The following is a 19,136-nucleotide window of genomic DNA, read 5'->3' as shown; positions in this document are numbered from 1 at the left end:
TTTCCTTTGCTGTCCTTAAAGTAGCAACTCCTTTGCGTTATGCATCCTGCATCTGTCCATATTGGCATCTTGCCGTTTCCCTTGACTATCCTTAGAATAACAATTCCCTTGTGTTATGCGTCCTGCACCTGTCCTTCTATGGCATCTTGCCAAATCCTACCGTCCTGTCTGCGTGTCCGTTGCGTTACGCGTCCTGCGCCTGTCCTTGAACTTCCGGTCCGTCCTTTGAGGTTGGCTTTCCTTAACTTTATCGCCCATATGCCCTTACAAGCGATGGAGACAGTATAAGGATGAATTAGGTACAGGTCAGGTAGTGGTAACAAAAACTGATTTAGTAAAATAAACGAAATAATTTAAAATCTATTAATTATCAGTGTTTTGTGTATTTTTGCGTGCTGTTCTTTATCGCAAATGACGCAATAACCTGATGCTATGTGAGATATATCTCACAGTAATTCGGGCAAAGATGGAAGTTGTTCAGCTGGTGTTTATATTGTGATGATGGTGCTGTACTTTTGCGGTGCAAAAGATATGATGCGCTTGAGAATTATTTTTATCTATTGGAGGCTTTATGAAAAAAGCATTGGCTTTGGGCTTGGCATCGTTACTCACTACGTTAACAGCCGCTCCCACCTTGGCGCAAGACAGCGTCAATATTTACTCGTTTCGTCAGCCTTTTCTTATTGAGCCCATACTAGAGAAGTTTACAGCACAAACGGGAATAGAGACCAACGTGGTGTTTGCGAAAAAAGGGCTTATTGAGCGCTTAAAGCGTGAAGGCAAGCATACTCGCGCTGATTTAGTACTTACCTCTAATTTTAGTGCCTTAATGCAACTAGACGATATGGAGCTAACGCAAAGCATTAATAGCGACGCGGTGGCCGACAATATTCCTGCTAGCTTCCGCGACCCCAATGGGCAATGGGTGGCATTAACCAAACGGGTGCGCAATGTCTACTCGTCAAAAGAACGTGTGGGCCAGTTAAGCAGCGTGCGCTATGAAGACCTGGGGAGCGAGCAATTTGCAGGTAAGGTGTGCATGCGCTCAGGCAAGCACCCTTATAACTTGGCGTTGGTCGCATCTATGATTGCCCATCATGGCGAAGCGCAAACCAAGCAGTGGTTAACCGCGTTAAAGCAGAACCTTGCCCGTAAACCGCAGGGCAATGATCGAGCGCAGGTTAAGGCCGTAAAAGAAGGGCTGTGCGATGTGGCCATCGGTAACAGCTATTACTTTGGAAAAATGATGCAAGACGAGCAACAACGTACTTGGGCTGATGCCGTTTATATTAACTTTCCTAACCAACAAGACCGAGGAGCACACGTTAATGTCTCCGGCGTTGCCTTAACAAAGTATGCTAAAAACAAGGATAACGCCTTGAAACTGATCGAGTTTATGACCGACAATACAGCGCAAAATATGTATGCCTCTGTGAATATGGAATACCCAGTGAAAAAGGGTGTGCCATTGTCTGAGTTAGTTGCCTCTTGGGGTGACTTTAAAGAGGACTCTCTGCCTTTATCGGAAATCAGTAAACATCGTCAAACGGCGTTGAAGCTGCTCGATGAGGTAAAATTCGACCTTTAATTACTGGGTATTGATGCGCTTTAAATTCTCGCTGTCATCGTGGCAGCTTATTGCGTGGACGACAGGCTTAGGCCTGTCGTTACCGTTAGCTTTCCTTATTTTTGAGTCCTTGCAAAGTGATCCCAACGTGTTTAACCACCTCTGGGATACGGTGCTGTGGGATTATACCCGTAATACCTTAGTGTTGATCCTCGGTGTAGCGCTACTGAGTTGCTTGATTGCGTTGCCTTTAGGGTGGCTGGTCGCCTGCTGCGACTTTCCGGGGCGAAAACACTTTGAATGGGCTTTGATGCTGCCCTTAGCCATGCCTACCTATCTTATTGCCTATGTTTATACCGACTTACTGGATTATGCTGGTCCGGTGCAAATCCAGTTACGGCAGTGGTTTGGTTGGCAGTCGCCGGATGATTACTGGTTTTTTGATATTCGTACGCTCGGTGGCGCAATTGTGATGATTGCGTTAGTGCTGTACCCCTACTTATTCTTAATTTTTAAAACCGCGCTGAAGGAGCAGTCTCATAAGCTGGTTCAAGCCGCCCATATTATGGGACACGGCCCAGTTGCAGGCTTTTTTAAAGTCAGTCTTCCTTTAGCTCGAGGGGCGATTGTCGCCGCTATAACCTTAATTAGCATGGAGGCGATGGCGGATTTTGCCACCGTCAATTACTTTGCCGTAAGCACCCTAACGACAGCGGTGTACGATACTTGGTTTGGGTATTATTCATTAACCGCCGCTGCGAAAATCTCAGGGATCATGCTGCTCATTTTGTTTTTGGCTATCATTATTGAGCGTTATTCGCGCCGCAACCGCGCCGTGTTTGAGCGCCAAACCCAGCTAAGCGGTGAGCCTCTTTATACTCTCAAAGGAGCTAAAGCGTTGGCAGCTACAGGCTTTGCCTTAGTTATTTTGGCGCTTGCTTTCGCTATTCCGACGGCGGTGCTGGTTAGCTACGCGTTTAATTATTTTGACCAAGCGTGGAATGATGAGTTTTTCCTCTATGCTTGGCAAAGCCTAAAAATTGCCACTATGGTCAGCATCCTCGCCATTACCCTGAGTATTCTTGTGGTGTACTACCAGCGCTTGAGTACAGCACGATATGCACTGTGGCCTGGGCGCTTAGCCAGCACTGGATACGCCTTACCTGGCACCGTTTTAGCCATTGCGGTGCTGTTACCTCTGACTAGTTTAGAAATCGGCATTAATGATTGGCTCGCCCAGTATGACTATCAACCAGGGTTATTCTTAAGCGGTACTATATTTGCCATCGTGTTTGGTTACTTGGTGCGATTTTACGCCATTGCCCATGGCGCCATAGAATCAAGCTTTAGCCGCATTAGCCCGAGCTTGGATATGGCCAGCCACTCCATGGGCCGCAATGAGCGACAAACCTTACTTGGCGTGCATATTCCCATTCTGAAACGCGGTATCTTAACCGCTGCCTTATTAGTGTTTATCGAGTGCATGAAAGAGTTGCCAGCAGCATTACTGTTGCGGCCATTTAACTTTGAAACATTGGCGACCCATGTGTTTCAGTATGTTAGCGATGAGCAATTAGAGCTGGCTTCAGTGTCGGCACTATTTATTGTATTAGTGGGGCTACTGCCCTTGTATTTTATTAACCGCTCAATGGAGCATTCTCGGTCATGACAGCGCAACTAGAATTAGACAACATTAGTTTCGAATACGCTGAGCGGGCGGTGGTCAACAATTTAAGCCTGACTTTAGCAGACGATGAGATTTTGTGTTTGCTAGGCGCCAGCGGTTGCGGCAAAACGACCACACTAAAAGCCATTGCTGGGCTTATACGCCCGCACCGAGGGGTGATCCGCTTAGGGAAAGAGGTACTGTGTAGTGACCAGCATTGCGTGCCCCCACAGCACCGCAACATGGGCATGATGTTTCAGGATTACGCGCTGTTTCCACACTTAACCGTGGCGCAAAACATAGCCTTTGGTTTAAAGGGCATGAGCAAAGCAAACAAACAGCAGCGGGTCGCCGAAATGCTCGCACTGGTGCATCTAGATGAGTGTGGAGGGCGTTATCCACACCAGCTTTCAGGCGGCCAACAGCAACGTGTTGCCATAGCTAGAGCGCTGGCATACAAACCTAGCCTATTGCTGCTTGATGAGCCGTTTTCGAATATTGACCATCAGGTGCGTTTTCAACTAATCGCTGACATTCGCCGCATTATTAAAGACCAGCGCGTCTCTGCTATTTTTGTGACCCACTCCAAAGAAGAAGCATTTGCCTTTGCCGACACATTAGCGGTCATGCACAACGGACAAATTGCGCAGCAAGGCACGGCGAAACAATTATTCCAGCACCCTAACTCTAAAGTCGTGGCAGAGTTCTTAGGCACGGGTGTGTATATTGATGCCACTATCGTTGATGCCGAGCATGTACAAACGCCCTTTGGTATTGTGCGCTCTTTACAGCCTTTGCCATCATCGGGGAAGGGGCAAGCGTATGTTCGTCCTCACGATATGCAATTGATTGGTGATGAACACGGTGAAGTGACGTTACTATCACAGCGTTTTGTCGGCACAGAATACGTTTATCGCGTCAGCGTGTTTGCTCAAGAAGTTGAAATTCCTGCTAAAGCTGAACAAGAGTTTTTGCCGAGTCAGAAGCTATCGCTTACAATTACCCCACACTCTGTGAATTTCTTCGCTGATTAAGCGCGAATTCATAGCCTATATGTAGCCGCGCGGGCGGCTTAGCGCCGGTAATAGGCGCTGCTAACAATAACAACGAAAGGAATGGTAACTTAATGCCCAGAGCGCAATCCGGTGTGTGCGCGCAGGCCAATTTGCACGGCTTGCACTTGTTTCTCAATGTCCTTGATGGCCATGATCACGCAGTTAAAAGTAAGCTCGCACAGTTAGTGGACCTGCAAAGCGAATACGATGATCGCTTCTCTGAGGCCATGGTTTCCAGCTTTGTCGCCATAGGTGCGCAGTACTGGCCGCATTTTCATCCCGATGCCATGCCTGCAGAATTAGCGAGCTTTCCGAGTATCCCCAACCGTGACCACCACGTGCTAGCACAGCCGTTCGATTTGTTTATACAAATTCGCTCGGACCGGGAAGATGTCAATCATCTATTTGGCCAGCGAGTATTGAAGCTGTTAGGCAGTGATGTGGAGCTTGTCGAGGAGATCACCTGTTATCGCTTTTTAGACGGGCGTGATTTTAATGGCTTTCTTTACGCTCCAGATACGCCTCATGGGCGGCAAAAGAATCTCACGGCCCTCATTAATGACCCCGGCAATGATTTTGTAAAAGGCAGTTATGTGCACGTCCAGCGCTTTACCCACAACCTCAATGCCTGGCAAACGCTCAGTACTGAAGAACAAGAGTTGGTGATTGGCCGTACTCGTCTGGATGCCGAGCTGCTAATGCCGATTAATGCCAACAGTCACGCGGCGCGCTCAGAGTTGAAAGATGAAAAAGGCGAGCCGCTGTTACTGCACCAGGGCATGCCTTTTGGCACCATGACCAAGCAAGGCTTGCTGTCGGTGACCTGCGCCGCCAGTGGCGACGCGTTTACGCAAATGCTGAAAAGTCAGCTAGGGGATCATCATCATTATGATGCTTGGCTGGACTTTACCCAAGCCGACATGGGCTCAGCGTTTTTTGCCCCCTCGGTGGATTTTCTAAAGTCGTTGGCTACACGTTCTCAAACAGCTTACGCACCCGCTCCAGAGTAATATCAATTTCAGAGACTTTGGCGGGGGCAATAAAGATGGTGTCATCCCCGGCAATGGTTCCCAGCACGCCATCGGCCTTACCGAGAGAATCGAGCAAGCGCGCGATTAATTGTGCTGCACCCGGGCTGGTGGTGATGATGATCATCATCTCATTGTGAACTATATCCAGCACTAATTGGCGTAGTGGCGACTTCGCAGTGGGAACGGCTAATTCTGCGGGTAAGCAATAGACCATTTCTTGTTTGGCGTTGCGTGTACGCACCGCACCAAACTTGCTGAGCATGCGCGAAACTTTGCTTTGGCTGATGTTATCGAAGCCTTGTTCTTTTAAGGCATCAACAATCTCTCCTTGTGAGCCGAAATTTTCTTCTTTTAGGAGGGCTTTAAAGGCTTTTACCAAGGCTTCTTGTTTTTCTTGCGCGTGCATAATAATGGTCTTTGTAGCTTAAAGTCTTATCATTCTACCCAAGAACCGGGGTTATTTCATCCAAGGCACTGAGGTTTACAGTGAAGTTTACGACTATGGTCGAGATTATCGTCAAAATAACGCGGATAAATTTGTCTTTATCGGCGCTTTTCATTATCTTTAAGGCCACCAAAAGGTCAGATGACCCAAATCTTGATAACCCAATCTCGTTATTTTACGGAGAATTAAAATGAAAGTTGCCGTTTTAGGTGCTGCCGGTGGTATCGGTCAAGCGCTCTCTTTGCTACTAAAAAATAGCCTTCCTGCTGGTTCTGAGCTTGCTCTATACGACGTAGCCCCTGTGGTTCCTGGTGTTGCAGTTGACCTATCACACATCCCAACTGCGGTTGATGTAAAGGGCTTCGGTAAAGAAGACTTAGACGCAGCACTAAACGGTTGTGACATTGTTTTAATCCCAGCGGGTATGCCGCGTAAGCCGGGCATGGACCGCGCTGATTTGTTCAATGTAAACGCCAGCATTGTCCAGACGCTAGCCGAAGGCATTGTTAAAAACTGCCCGAAAGCCATGGTCGGTGTTATCACTAACCCAGTCAATGGCACAGTGCCAATCGTGGCTGAAGTATTCAAAAAAGCGGGCACTTATGACCCTGCACGCGTATTTGGTGTAACCACACTTGACGTGATCCGTGCAGAAACTTTCATTGCTGAGCTAAAAGGCCTGAACGTGAACGACGTGAAAGTGCCAGTAATTGGTGGTCACTCAGGGACGACTATTCTACCTCTACTGTCTCAAGTAGAAGGTGCGAGCTTCTCTGATGAGGAAGTTGCTGCGCTAACTAAGCGTATCCAAAACGCCGGTACCGAAGTTGTTGAAGCAAAAGCCGGTGGCGGTAGCGCTACACTTTCTATGGGCGCAGCTGCAGCGCGCTTCTGCTTGTCACTAGTCAAAGGCATGCAAGGTGAAGATGTTGTTGAATACGCCTATGTTGAAGGCAATGGTGAAGACGCACAGTTCTTCGCTCAGCCAGTACGTCTTGGTAAAAATGGTGTCGAAGAGTTGCTTTCTTACGGTGAACTAAGCGCCTTTGAACAACAAGCCAAAGAAGACATGCTAGGCACCTTGAATAAAGATATTCAAGAAGGCATCGACTTCATGAATAAGTAATAGCCGCTATGGCCGTTACTTCATGATATTGGTTAATAGCGATATCATGCTAAAAGCCCCTATAGTTCTGCTATAGGGGCTTTTTTGTGCATCTATTTCCTTTTCTTTTACTGGTCTGACCATTTGTCGCTAAGCGTAAATTACTTTAATTTGCGCGCATATCCACCATAATTGGCTGAATAAAAATTGATGTGAACTGGGTCAATTTTGACAGCTTGCGGTGAATTTGATACCTTAACCGCACTTTTTGGTATGACCAATTTACCCAAAGCATAAATCAACGATGTCATTGAAAGTAAAAGCAGCGAAATTATCGGACGTGATCTTGGCCCAGCTTGAGAATATGATTCTTGAGGGATCGCTGGCACCAGGGGAAAAGCTTCCGCCTGAGCGTGAGCTGGCTAAGCAGTTTGAAGTATCACGCCCATCGCTGCGTGAGGCAATTCAAAAACTCGAAGCCAAGGGGTTGGTTACGCGCCGCCAAGGCGGTGGCACCTTTGTAAAGAATCAATTGGAAGAGGGCTTAAGTGATCCACTGTTTGAGTTGATCAGTAAGCACCCAGAGTCGCAGTTTGATTTGCTTGAGTTTCGCCACGCCCTCGAAGGTATCGCCGCCTATTATGCGGCATTGCGCGGGACTCAAAATGACTTTGTAAAGGTAAAGCATAGCTTTGAAAAAATAGCGCAAGTAAGTGATGACCTGAGTGCCAAAGCGAAAGCTATTAATGCTTTTCACTTTTGTATCGCTGAAGCGTCTCATAACGTGGTGTTACTGCACTTGGTGCGTGGCATGCAAGCTTTACTAGAGCAAAACGTACTGCAAAACTTGCAGGTATTGATGAAGAAAACCGCCGTGTCGCAGCAATTAGCGCAGCACCGCAAAGTGTTGATGGACGCCGTCATTGAAGGCCGCCCAGAAGAGGCACGCTTGGCCAGTAATGCGCACTTAGCCTTTATCGAAGAAGCCTTACTGGAAGCAACGAAAGAGCATTCGCGTATTGAGCGCTCTTTGCGACGTACCAGAGCACAATAAATTCGCTGTGAGCCTCAGTTGAGCATCGCGCTTAAGCTGGGGCTTTTTGGCATTTTAAATTCGTATTTTAAACATAAGGAAAACTCCATATGTCTGAAGTCAATAACGTTGACGTAGACGCACTCGAAACCCAGGAATGGCTACAAGCCCTTGAGTCGGTTGTGCGTGAAGAGGGCGTTGAGCGAGCTCAATACATCCTTGAACAAGTGCTAGAGCAAGCACGTCTTGATGGCGTAGATATGCCAACTGGCACTACCACAAACTACGTCAATACCATCCCCGCTGACCAAGAGCCAGCGTACCCAGGTGATGTGAACGTTGAGCGTCGTATCCGCTCTATCATTCGCTGGAATGCGATTATGATTGTTCTGCGTGCCTCGAAAAAGGATCTTGACTTGGGTGGACACATGGCGTCTTTCCAATCATCAGCGGCATTTTATGAAGTTTGCTTCAACCACTTCTTCCGCGCGCCAAATGAGCAAGACGGTGGTGATTTGGTGTATTACCAAGGTCACATTTCACCGGGTATTTATGCACGTGCCTTCGTCGAAGGGCGCCTGAGCGCAGAGCAGCTTGATAATTTCCGTCAAGAAGTAGATGGAAAAGGGTTACCTTCATACCCACACCCTAAGTTGATGCCTGAGTTTTGGCAGTTCCCAACTGTGTCTATGGGTCTAGGCCCTATCGCTTCAATCTATCAAGCTCGCTTCCTCAAGTATCTTGAAGGTCGTGGCCTGAAAGACACCAGCAACCAACGCGTTTATGCCTTCCTAGGTGATGGTGAAATGGATGAGCCAGAATCACGGGGCGCAATTTCCTTTGCCGCTCGTGAAGGTCTGGACAACTTATGCTACCTAATTAACTGTAACCTGCAGCGTCTAGATGGCCCAGTTATGGGTAATGGCAAGATTATCCAAGAGCTTGAAGGCCTGTTCAAAGGGGCTGGTTGGAACGTCATCAAAGTCGTGTGGGGCAGTGGCTGGGATAAATTACTGGCTAAAGACACCACCGGTAAATTGCTACAGCTGATGAACGAAACGGTTGACGGCGATTACCAAACCTATAAGTCAAAAGACGGTGCTTATGTGCGCGAGCACTTCTTCGGTCGTTACCCAGAAACAGCAGCTCTTGTTGCCGATATGACCGACGACGAAATCTTTGCCTTAAAGCGCGGTGGTCACGAGCCATCGAAGCTATTCGCAGCCTTTAAATCGGCGCAAGATACCAAGGGCCGTCCTACGGTGATCTTAGCGAAAACCGTTAAAGGTTATGGTATGGGCGATGCCGCCGAAGGTAAAAACATTGCTCACCAAGTGAAGAAAATGGACATGACCCACGTGGCTCACTTACGTAAGCGCCTAGGGTTAGAAGATCTTGTTTCCGAAGATGAGCTTAAAGACTTACCGTACCTGACCTTAGAAGAAGGCTCAAAAGAGTACGAGTATATGCACGCCCGTCGTAAAGAGTTGCATGGTTACACGCCAACGCGTTTGCCTAATTTCAGCGAACAGTTGCAGTTGCCACAGATGGATGCGTTCAAGCAATTACTTGAAGAGCAAAAGCGTGATATTTCCACCACCATGGCATTTGTGCGTACTCTTAATGTATTGCTAAAAGACAAAGGCATTGGCAAAAACATTGTGCCAATTATTGCCGATGAGGCACGTACTTTCGGTATGGAAGGCTTGTTCCGTCAAATTGGTATTTATAATCCACGGGGCCAAAATTACAGCCCAGAAGATCGTGATATCGTTGCTTACTATAAAGAAGATCAAAAAGGTCAGGTGTTGCAAGAAGGTATTAACGAGCTCGGTGCGATGTCCTCATGGGTTGCTGCAGCGACCTCATACAGCACTAACGACCTACCGATGATCCCGTTCTACATCTACTACTCGATGTTTGGTTTCCAACGTGTGGGTGATATGGCGTGGATGGCCGGTGACCAACAAGCGCGTGGTTTCTTACTCGGTGCCACCGCAGGGCGAACAACGCTTAACGGTGAAGGGTTGCAGCACGAAGATGGCCACAGCCATATTCTTGCGAACACCGTGCCGAACTGTATTTCTTATGACCCAACCTTCGGCTATGAAGTCGCGGTTATCGTTCAAGATGGTATTCGCCGTATGTATGGTGAAGACCAAGAAAATATCTACTACTACCTGACGTTGATGAACGAAAACTATCATCAGCCAGCCATGCCAGAAGGTGCGGAAGAAGGGATCCGTAGGGGTATTTATAAGCTTGAAAGCTACAAAGGCAACAAGGGCAAAGTACAGCTATTAAGCTCGGGTACGATCATGAACGAAGTGCGCAAAGCAGCGCAAATTCTAAGTGATGACTACGGCGTTAGCTCAGATATATTCTCGGTAACCTCGTTTAATGAGATCACCCGTGATGGTCAAGAAGCCGACCGCTATAACATGCTGCACCCAGAGGCAGAGGCGAAAGTGCCGTATCTGCAAACTGTATTAGGTGAAGAGCCTGCGATTGCGGCTACCGACTACATGAAGAACTACGCCGAACAAATTCGTGCTTTCATCCCGGCTGAGTCATATCGCGTACTGGGTACCGATGGCTATGGCCGCTCCGACAGCCGCGAGAATCTGCGCCGCCACTTCGAGGTGAATGCAGGTTACGTGGTGGTTGCTGCACTAACAGAATTAGCGAAACGTGGCGATGTAGAAAAATCTGTGATTGCAGAAGCAATCAAGAAGTTCGACATTGATGCCGACAAGATTAACCCGCTGCACGCTTAAGGGGTTTGCAAATGAGCATTGAAATTAACGTACCTGATATTGGTGGCGATGAAGTTGAAGTCACCGAAGTGCTTGTCTCGGTAGGCGACAAGGTTGAAGTTGAGCAATCTTTGATTACCGTAGAAGGTGATAAAGCCTCTATGGAAGTACCTGCCAGCGAAGCGGGCGTAGTAAAAGAGATCAAAGTGAAAGAGGGCGATACCGTCTCTACTGGCACTTTGATTATGATTTTCGAAGGCGAGCAAGGCAATGCCGATGCCGAGCAAAGCGAGGCGGCAGACAGCAGTGAGGACAACAGCGGTGCTAGCAATGAAGCCGGCGCCGAGGTGGAAATTACTGTGCCTGATATTGGTGATGACGAAGTTGAAGTCACCGAAATTATGGTCAGTGTTGGTGATAGCGTTGAAGAAGAACAATCAATTCTTAACGTTGAAGGCGATAAAGCTTCTATGGAAGTGCCTGCGCCACAAGCCGGTAAAGTTAAAGAAATCAAAATCAATGTCGGCGACACCGTAAAGACAGGGTCGCTGGTATTTATCTTTGAAACCGCAGGCGGTGGCGGTGCCGAGAGCCCAAGCTCGAGCGATAGCGACAAGCCAGAAGCGAAAGCAGACAAAGACAGCGGCAGTGTTGAAGTTAAAGAAGTGACGGTGCCGGATATTGGCGGCGACGAAGTTGAAGTGACCGAAGTGATGGTCCGTGCCGGCGACACCGTTGATGAAGAGCAGTCGATTCTTAACGTTGAAGGCGATAAAGCTTCTATGGAAGTGCCTGCTCCTTTTGCCGGCAAAGTAAAAGAAGTGAAAGTTGCCGTGGGCGATACCGTGAAAACGGGCAGCTTAATCTTTACCTTTGAGGTGCAAGGCAATGCCCCTGCACAGCAACAGGCTCCGGCTAAGCAACAATCAACAACGGCAAGCGACGCGCAACCGCAAGAGCAAAAGGCCAGTGGCCCAGCGCCGGCGAAGCGTGAAGACTTCGTTGAAAATGCTGATTATGCCCATGCTTCACCGGTAGTGCGCCGTTTGGCCCGTGAGTTTGGTATTAACCTAGCGAAAGTCAAAGGCACAGGCCGTAAAAACCGGGTGTTAAAAGAAGACGTGCAAAACTATGTGAAAGACTTAGTGAAGCAAGTTGAATCCGGTAGTGCAGGTAAAGGCGGCAGCGGTGCCGGTGTCGACTTGATCCCATGGCCAAAAGTCGACTTCAGCAAGTTTGGTGAAGTCGAAGAGAAGAAGCTATCGCGTATTCAAAAGCTATCTGGTGCTAACTTACACCGTAACTGGGTACATATTCCTCATGTAACCCAATACGATGAAGCTGATATCACCAGCTTAGAGACATTCCGTAAAGAGCAAAACGCGCTAGCTGAGAAGAAAAAGCTGGGCGTTAAAATCACCCCATTGGTGTTTGTGATGAAAGCGGCGGCCAAGGCGTTGGAAGAATTCCCAACCTTTAACTCGTCACTTTCAGAAGACGGCGAGAGCTTGATTCTGAAAAAGTATGTACACATCGGCATTGCGGTTGATACCCCTAATGGTCTCGTTGTTCCTGTGGTTCGTGATGTCAACAAAAAAGGCATTATGGAGTTATCACGCGAGCTTATGGATATCTCCAAAAAGGCCCGCGATGGTAAGCTAACCTCGGCCGATATGCAGGGCGGTTGTTTCACCATCTCTAGCCTCGGTGGCATCGGCGGCACTGCGTTTACGCCTATCGTCAATGCGCCTGAGGTGGCTATTTTGGGTGTCTCTAAGTCAGACTTTAAACCGAAGTGGAATGGCAAAGAGTTTGAGCCGCGCTTAATGGTGCCGCTAAGCTGCTCTTACGACCACCGTGTTATTGACGGTGCGCTGGCAGCACGCTTTACTGTGACTCTGGCAAATTACCTAAGCGATATTCGCCACTTGGTAATGTAAGCCATACAGATAATGAACTTTAATCCCAGTAATCGGTTTTTACTGGGATTTTTTTAAATTGCAATGATACAATCTTTGCACAATTTTTGTGAGCGATGGCATGTTGACAGCAAACCGTGTCATTGCTTCCCGTTCGGACAAAATAAGGTAATAGCATGAGCAACGAAATCAAAACACAAGTCGTTGTACTAGGCGGTGGTCCTGGTGGTTACTCTGCGGCATTCCGTGCTGCGGATTTAGATTTGGAAGTGACCCTCGTTGAGTCACGCGCGACCCTAGGTGGTGTGTGCTTGAATGTCGGTTGTATCCCTTCAAAAGCACTTCTACACGTTGCTAAAGTGATTGATGACGCGAGCGAAATGGCGTCACACGGTGTTTCTTTTGGCAAGCCTGAAATTGACCTAGACAAGATCCGCGATTGGAAGGACTCTGTTATTGGTCAGCTAACTGGCGGCCTAGACGGCATGGCAAAAATGCGTAAAGTGAAAGTCGTGAGCGGCTACGGTAAATTCACTGGCAGCAACACCATTGACGTAGAAGGCGATGACGGCAAAACCACCATCACTTTTGATAATGCTATTATCGCGGCTGGTTCACAGCCGGTGAACCTACCTTTCATTCCAGAAGACGAGCGTGTTATTGACTCGACTGGTGCGCTTGAGCTTAAAGACGTACCAGAAAAACTATTGGTACTAGGTGGTGGTATTATCGGTCTTGAAATGGGCACTGTATACCGCGCTCTTGGCTCACAAATCGACGTTGTTGAATTTGCTGATCAGCTAGTTCCGGCTGCGGACAAAGACGTTATCAAGATTTACCAAAAGTACGTTAAAGACAAGTTCAACGTTATGCTATCGACTAAGGTAACCGGTGTTGAAGCGAAAGACGACGGTCTATACGTTACTTTTGAAGGCAAAAATGCGCCGGCGGAGCCTGTGCGTTACGACAAAGTATTAGTTGCTGTTGGTCGTACACCAAATGGTAAGTTGGTTGATGCCGACAAAGCCGGTGTTAACGTTGATGAGCGCGGCTTTATCAACACCGATAAGCAAATGAAGACCAATGTTGAGCATATCTATGCCATTGGTGACATCGTTGGCCAGCCTATGCTTGCTCACAAAGCTGTTCATGAAGGCCATGTTGCCGCTGAAGTAATTTCTGGCAAGAAGCACTATTTTGATCCTAAGTGCATTCCTTCAATTGCCTACACAGACCCTGAAATTGCATGGGTTGGTGTCACTGAGAAAGAAGCAAAAGAGCAGGGGCTGAATATTGAAACAGCGGTATTCCCATGGGCTGCTTCAGGTCGTGCGATTGCTTCATCACGCACCGAAGGTCAAACTAAACTTATCTTCGATAAAGACACAGATCGTCTTATCGGTGGTGCAATGATCGGTATCAACGCTGGCGAAATGCTGGGTGAGATTGGTCTAGGTGTGGAAATGGGCGCCGATGCCGAAGACATCGCTTTAACCATCCACGCGCACCCAACGCTTAATGAGTCAATCGGCCTCGCGGCTGAAATTTTCGAAGGGTCAATCACTGACCTACCGAACAAAAAGGCTGCGAAAAAGAAGAAGTAAGCTTCTTCAACTGAATTTAAAAACCCGGCTTAGTGCCGGGTTTTTTTATGTTTGCATATGACCAGAGCGCGGTTGCTACCATCACTACCTATACATTAGCGGCACTCGCGGGTGTAGCTTGGTTTTATCAGCTCCTTGGTCATGGTTTTTATTACCTTACACCAGCGTTCGGTGGCCTTTGCTTGGTGCTTTTTCGCCATTGGCCCTTGGGTCAGTGCCGCTTTATGCGCCGCCAGCGCCGTGTAGTGGTAGGCGGCAACGTTGAACTGCGCTTGAGTTGCAAATGCGAGGTTTATACTTTCGACATTCTCCAGTGTGTCATCAATAAAGGCGATATTACGAATTTGCTTATCGGGTGATAGCGTGTCGTTGTACTGGTTCACAAAGCACAGTAGGTTTTTGCCTTTATCTTGGCCTGCCAAATACATCACTCCTTGGCGATAAGAAATGCGACGTTGGCTGTCACTATCACAGGATGAGTAGGGGCTGGCTTTACTAGCAAGTCCTGCAAACTTGGGCGCATAGGTGGCAAAAAAGCTCAGTAAATCGCCGCCACTTGGTAGTGTTAAGTCGGTAAACTGGTCTTCTGTAGCAGAAATCGTTTGATTACCACGTGCCGTCTCAACCATTAGCCTCACCCCTTGACTGCTTAACCTTGCCAATATGGCGGGGACGTTATCTCGAGTGTAAACCATGGTGTTAAGCGCAAATAATAGGTCAGAGGCTTCAATAAGCTCCAGACTTGTGTCGGCGACACGCGGAGCTGATTGTGCAGTGACTAACTCACTTTGCCACGCATACCAAGCGGCCCCACCGAGGTACTGGCACTCACTCGGGGATTGGTCATCAGCGCAGGCGATCATCGTCAGCGTATCGTCGTTATCCATCACTACCAGAGTGTTTTCTGGCTCCCCCCACTGCATTACTTGCTGCTCTAGCGTAGCAAACGAATCGGTGGTTAAAATGCTCTTTGCTGACTCAGCATACACATGGGTGCTCAGAGTCATGGTGGCGATGCCTGTAAGTAAGGCATAGTAAGTCAAAGATAAAAAGTGCATGGCATTAAGCTCCTGCTAAATCGTCGAGTATGTGGCCAGCACCTTGAAATGCCAAGGCGGCGATCGTCAATGTGGGGTTACCAGTACCAATGGTTGGAAACACACCGCTTCCCACCATATACAGGTTAGCATGGTCCCATGATTGTTGGCGGTGGTTAAGCACCGAGGTCGCTGGGTCATCACCCATGCGATAGGTGCCAACGATATGCCCTGCGCCATAAAACTTAAAATTATGTAAGGTGCCACTGTCATCCTGGTATTGGAATTTTGTCGCCGAGGCATCCTCGGCATTACTGAGGTTGGGCTCGCCGGGGTCTTGAGTATATTCGGTGGCGCCTAATTGGGTGAACAGCTCTGTGGTAATTTGTTTCGCCGAAACAAACGCCTTACGCTCGTAATCGGATGCCAAGCGGTAGGTGACCTTGGGTCTTGGCAAGCCAAGGTTGTCCTTCAGCGTCGAAGATAGCTCGACTCGGTTATTGGCATCGGGGAGTTGCTCAATTAGGTAACCTAAACGCAGTTGGCGAGTGTAAGCCTGATTCAAGGTATGCACCAGTTGTTGACCGAACAACTTACTATTCGCTGGTAAGTTATCATCTAAGCGTAGCTCTTGTCCTTGTTGATTCACCGAGTTGCCGTTCAACTGACTATTGTTTTGCCCAAATATGAAATCAGCGAGCGTCGTGCCGGGATCATTAGCAGCCCATTGCCAGCCCTCGTTACCAATCTCGATGCGATAAGCTGAGCGCTGTTTACGAAAGTCCCCATCGCGCAGCGATTCAATGCCACCTGTGGAAAGTGGACCGCGATACGGGTAAATTGGCTTCTCCGCTAGTCCCCAGCCTAAATACATAATATGGTCCATGAGGTTGCGGCCCACCTGATCGCTGCTGTTAGCAACCCCGTTTTCGAAGCCAGGGTTTTTATTCGACATAAGCAGTAGTTTCGGAGTTTCAATAGCGTGCGCGGCAAGCACAAAGCGTTTGCCAGTGACCGAACCCTGACCTGTAGCAATGCCGTTAGCATGGGTATAGCTGATGTAATCAATGGCGCATACCTGTTGGGTCGTGCTATCGAGCTGGATATTGCTTGCCACATGTTGATAGCGGATCTCAACGTTGCCGGTTTGCAGTGCTCGAGCCAAGGTCACGGTGGCATCATATTTAGCCTGAATAGGGCAAATAGGTATGCAGTTGGTGTTGCCGGCGCATTGGCGGCGCTCACCGGGGCGAGAGTTTCGTCCCTGTGGCGTTGGCGATACATAGACTTCATTGCCCTCATATTTCATGCCCAAGGTGGCATGCTCGTAGACTCTGTCTTGTAGGGCAGGGACGATCCCCGGCATGGGGAAATCATAATGAGCACCGTAGGTGCCGCTGGGGTCGACGCCAAACTGCTCATACAGGCGTTGCATCCGCTGTTTGTCGCCAGCGACGTTTATCTCTTGGTCCGCTTTTTCATAAAACGGCACTAAGTCCTGATAAAACTGCTCACCACCGGGCCAATCAACCCCTTGGCCATACAAGGTTTTAAGCTCAAAATCTTGTGGTAACAAGCGCAAGCAGGTGCCTAACCAATGCCATGTGGTACCGCCACCGATGCGTTCGTAGGAGCTGGCAAAAGCAAACTTAGCATTTAAACTCGTGCCGCTGACATTGGCATCTTGCGGTGGATAATCAAAGTAACATTGTGTCGGTTTACGCCAAGCATCCACTTGTAATACTGTGTATCTTGGTGTGTTTTCGGTACTGGGATCGGGTAAGCCAAGAGGGTTGTTTGGGCTATTTGCCACTGCATTCTGTGTTGCCGGTGGATACGGGCTTTCGGGTGTTTTCGCGGCAGCTTTAAAAAAAGTATCCATATATTTGGAGCGATCAGCCGGCACTGCAGGCCCAGCCTCTAAAATAAGTACTTTTTTACCTGCTTTGCCAAGCTCGTAGGCAACAATGGCACCTGCGATTCCTGCGCCGACAATCACCACATCATATTCGGTTTTGCTATTCATCATGTTACTCCTTATTGCTCGCTGCTGTGGCCGGTAAAGTCACTTAATGTGGCGCTGGGTTTCTCCGCCCAATAGCCGTAACGTTCATTCGAATCGCCCATAGGGTGGGCTTGCATGACCTGCCACACTAGCCCTGCAGAGTAAGCTTTACTTGACACTATGGTGAAGTCGGTACGACTATTGTCCTTTGGGACACTGGGCCAGGCCCCCATATACCAAAGGTAAATCAGTTGCCGGCAGGCCATGGTGAAGTCAGCGCCGTTGCGCTCGCTGAGCATGGCCTCACCAATTTTTTGATCTGACAAGGGCGGTTGAACGCTTTTTAGGTCGCTGTAAGTGGCGAGAATTTTGCTGCTTAAGCCGTTACTTTGCTCATCAACCTTTTCTTGCCACAGCGGCAGGTACTCTGATTTGATATCAATAGGGTCGATTTGCGGCGCGAGTTTGCTCTCGGCAAAGCCTGTTAAAACGGCACTCAAGCCGATGAAATTATCCATTTTACTCATTACTTTTCTCCTTTGGCTTGTGCACGTTGTAGTAGGTAGGTGAAATCAGCAAAGCGGCCATTGGTCATGGCGGCATTGTTGTGACAGCCAATACAGCTTGATGACGTTTGTTTAACCTCGCCTTGTATGTAAGTCTCCAAGGTGGTATTGGCAAGAAAGCTGGGGGCTGGGACGCCAGTTGGGTCCGTTTTACTGTTAGCGTCTGTGGGCCATTGAGTGCTCACTAGCTCATAGTTTACCCAAACGCTTTCGGCAAAGGCGTGCTTAAGTTGGGCATGATAATTCTGGTTCAGCTTGTTGGTCGCCTCGTCAATTGCAATTACGCGTTCGACCTGCGAGGGCTGCGTATGGGGTGTGCTTGGATCCCAAGGGCGTGGCGGCGGAGTATTCACCGCAGTGCAATCATCGCAGTTGGGCTGATAATAGTTGTAGCTCTGCTTAGTTGCCGGCTGGCCTTGCGTGGGCGCATTATTAACATGCTCGAAGGTAGACCAAATCCATTGTGGATTGCCTTCTACTTTTGTGGCGATATGAAAGCCAACTAAACCAACTCGCTGCAATTGGCACGCAGCTTGAACTCCCTGGTTTTCGTCGGGGTTGTTATACACATAGGCATCTACGGTATAAAAACGGCTGCGGTCATCGCCCGGGCCCATCACTTTCCAAGCGGCCTTTATCATAATAGCGCCGTCTTTATCCTTACTAGTATCGGTAAACGGGAAGTCAGCGTCGCCTTTGAATTTATGTTGCCCTTGCTGGTTATAGAGTTCGTTATCAACGATGTAATCGAACATCTTTTTATTGGTGAGAATTTCAAAGCGAGTGTACTGGCCATTTTGATCTATCAGTGGCCCGGTTTGAAACGGCTCACCGCTTTCATCAAGCACATTCGGAGTTTTACCCACTTGCGACAGCACTAAGGCATTATTAGGTGCATCGCACTGAGTTGGCGGCGGGTTGTGCTCTTTCCAGCTGGGCGGTTTGGCGCCGTTAGCTAAAAATATATCGCGACTTTCCTTGTAGTGCTGCCATACCACAGCGTTGCCGTGTTGGCCTATGGTTTTGCTGGTATCCGGCAGACCGTCTGCGTTTGCAGGCCAATTCAGAGCAATAAAGGACTGCCAAGAAAATACATCAAAGTCATGCTGTAACGATTGCAACGTGACCGGCTCGGTGACCCTGATGTCTTTGGGTAAATGGGGGGTTAACTGTTGTGTGGGTGTTGTTTGCGCATGGCCGTTAGCAAACGTACTGAGTGCGCCAACAGTGGCAACAGCAATGAGGGGTAGCCTCATATTCAGCTCCTTGAATCAATAGGGTAATGACGGTTAACACGCACTTAGTGCCTGTTAGGTGTACTAACCAATGTAGATTCAAACGCTGGGA

The 19,136-nt window shown here is 48.4% G+C and carries 14 protein-coding genes; 9 read left to right on the top strand and 5 right to left on the bottom strand.

Annotation, left to right across the window (positions count from 1 at the left end):
- Positions 1-571: 571 nt before the first annotated feature.
- The 4 genes from MHM95_RS09005 (at position 572) to MHM95_RS08990 (ending at position 5,298) form a co-directional block, all read left to right on the top strand.
- Positions 572-1,588, top strand: coding sequence for a Fe(3+) ABC transporter substrate-binding protein (locus MHM95_RS09005; protein WP_022945354.1), 1,017 nt, complete (start codon positions 572-574; stop codon positions 1,586-1,588).
- A gap of 13 nt (positions 1,589-1,601) precedes the next feature.
- Positions 1,602-3,236 (top strand): iron ABC transporter permease, encoded by a 1,635-nt coding sequence (locus MHM95_RS09000; RefSeq protein ID WP_045980575.1) that lies wholly within the window; start codon positions 1,602-1,604, stop codon positions 3,234-3,236.
- A complete protein-coding gene (locus MHM95_RS08995) occupies positions 3,233-4,267 on the top strand; it encodes an ABC transporter ATP-binding protein (protein WP_239385078.1) in 1,035 nt (344 codons plus the stop codon). The genes MHM95_RS09000 and MHM95_RS08995 overlap by 4 nt, the downstream gene beginning before the upstream one ends.
- Before the next feature lie 92 nt (positions 4,268-4,359).
- The gene (locus tag MHM95_RS08990; protein ID WP_239385077.1) at positions 4,360-5,298 is read left to right on the top strand and encodes a Dyp-type peroxidase; all 939 of its coding nucleotides are present in this window, start codon (positions 4,360-4,362) and stop codon (positions 5,296-5,298) included.
- Here the strand turns inward: MHM95_RS08990 and argR are convergent.
- Positions 5,258-5,725 (bottom strand): transcriptional regulator ArgR, encoded by a 468-nt coding sequence (gene argR, locus MHM95_RS08985; protein ID WP_022945358.1) that lies wholly within the window; start codon positions 5,723-5,725, stop codon positions 5,258-5,260. The genes MHM95_RS08990 and argR overlap by 41 nt on opposite strands.
- A gap of 229 nt (positions 5,726-5,954) precedes the next feature.
- On the opposite strand from argR, the gene mdh reads away from it, so the two are divergent.
- From mdh to lpdA, 5 genes are all read left to right on the top strand, one after another.
- Positions 5,955-6,890: a malate dehydrogenase gene (mdh, locus tag MHM95_RS08980; RefSeq protein ID WP_022945360.1), complete on the top strand. Its 936-nt coding sequence runs from the start codon at positions 5,955-5,957 to the stop codon at positions 6,888-6,890.
- A gap of 283 nt (positions 6,891-7,173) precedes the next feature.
- Positions 7,174-7,923, top strand: coding sequence for a pyruvate dehydrogenase complex transcriptional repressor PdhR (gene pdhR, locus MHM95_RS08975; RefSeq protein WP_022945361.1), 750 nt, complete (start codon positions 7,174-7,176; stop codon positions 7,921-7,923).
- An 89-nt stretch (positions 7,924-8,012) separates the two neighbouring features.
- Positions 8,013-10,679, top strand: coding sequence for a pyruvate dehydrogenase (acetyl-transferring), homodimeric type (gene aceE / locus MHM95_RS08970; RefSeq protein ID WP_239385076.1), 2,667 nt, complete (start codon positions 8,013-8,015; stop codon positions 10,677-10,679).
- 11 nt (positions 10,680-10,690) lie between these two features.
- Positions 10,691-12,598, top strand: coding sequence for a pyruvate dehydrogenase complex dihydrolipoyllysine-residue acetyltransferase (gene aceF / locus MHM95_RS08965; RefSeq protein ID WP_239385075.1), 1,908 nt, complete (start codon positions 10,691-10,693; stop codon positions 12,596-12,598).
- Positions 12,599-12,753: 155 nt separating this feature from the next.
- Positions 12,754-14,181, top strand: coding sequence for a dihydrolipoyl dehydrogenase (lpdA, locus tag MHM95_RS08960; protein WP_239385074.1), 1,428 nt, complete (start codon positions 12,754-12,756; stop codon positions 14,179-14,181).
- A gap of 95 nt (positions 14,182-14,276) precedes the next feature.
- Here the strand turns inward: lpdA and MHM95_RS08955 are convergent, their stop codons facing one another.
- The 4 genes from MHM95_RS08955 to MHM95_RS08940 are packed head-to-tail and all read right to left on the bottom strand — an operon-like array spanning position 14,277 to position 19,045.
- A complete protein-coding gene (locus tag MHM95_RS08955) occupies positions 14,277-15,239 on the bottom strand; it encodes a DUF2608 domain-containing protein (protein ID WP_239385073.1) in 963 nt (320 codons plus the stop codon).
- A gap of 4 nt (positions 15,240-15,243) precedes the next feature.
- A complete protein-coding gene (locus MHM95_RS08950; protein ID WP_239385072.1) occupies positions 15,244-17,247 on the bottom strand; it encodes a GMC family oxidoreductase in 2,004 nt (667 codons plus the stop codon).
- A gap of 8 nt (positions 17,248-17,255) precedes the next feature.
- Positions 17,256-17,750 (bottom strand): hypothetical protein, encoded by a 495-nt coding sequence (locus MHM95_RS08945; RefSeq protein WP_045980583.1) that lies wholly within the window; start codon positions 17,748-17,750, stop codon positions 17,256-17,258.
- Positions 17,750-19,045, bottom strand: a complete 1,296-nt coding sequence (locus tag MHM95_RS08940) for a hypothetical protein (protein WP_239385071.1) — start codon at positions 19,043-19,045, stop codon at positions 17,750-17,752. Before MHM95_RS08940 ends, MHM95_RS08945 begins: the two co-directional genes overlap by 1 nt.
- Between the last annotated feature and the right edge of the window lie 91 nt (positions 19,046-19,136).

The organism is Pseudoalteromonas sp. CnMc7-15, assembly GCF_022347925.1.
GTDB classification, from domain to species: Bacteria; Pseudomonadota; Gammaproteobacteria; order Enterobacterales; family Alteromonadaceae; genus Pseudoalteromonas; species Pseudoalteromonas ruthenica.
This window is presented reverse-complemented; position numbering and strand designations above follow the sequence as displayed.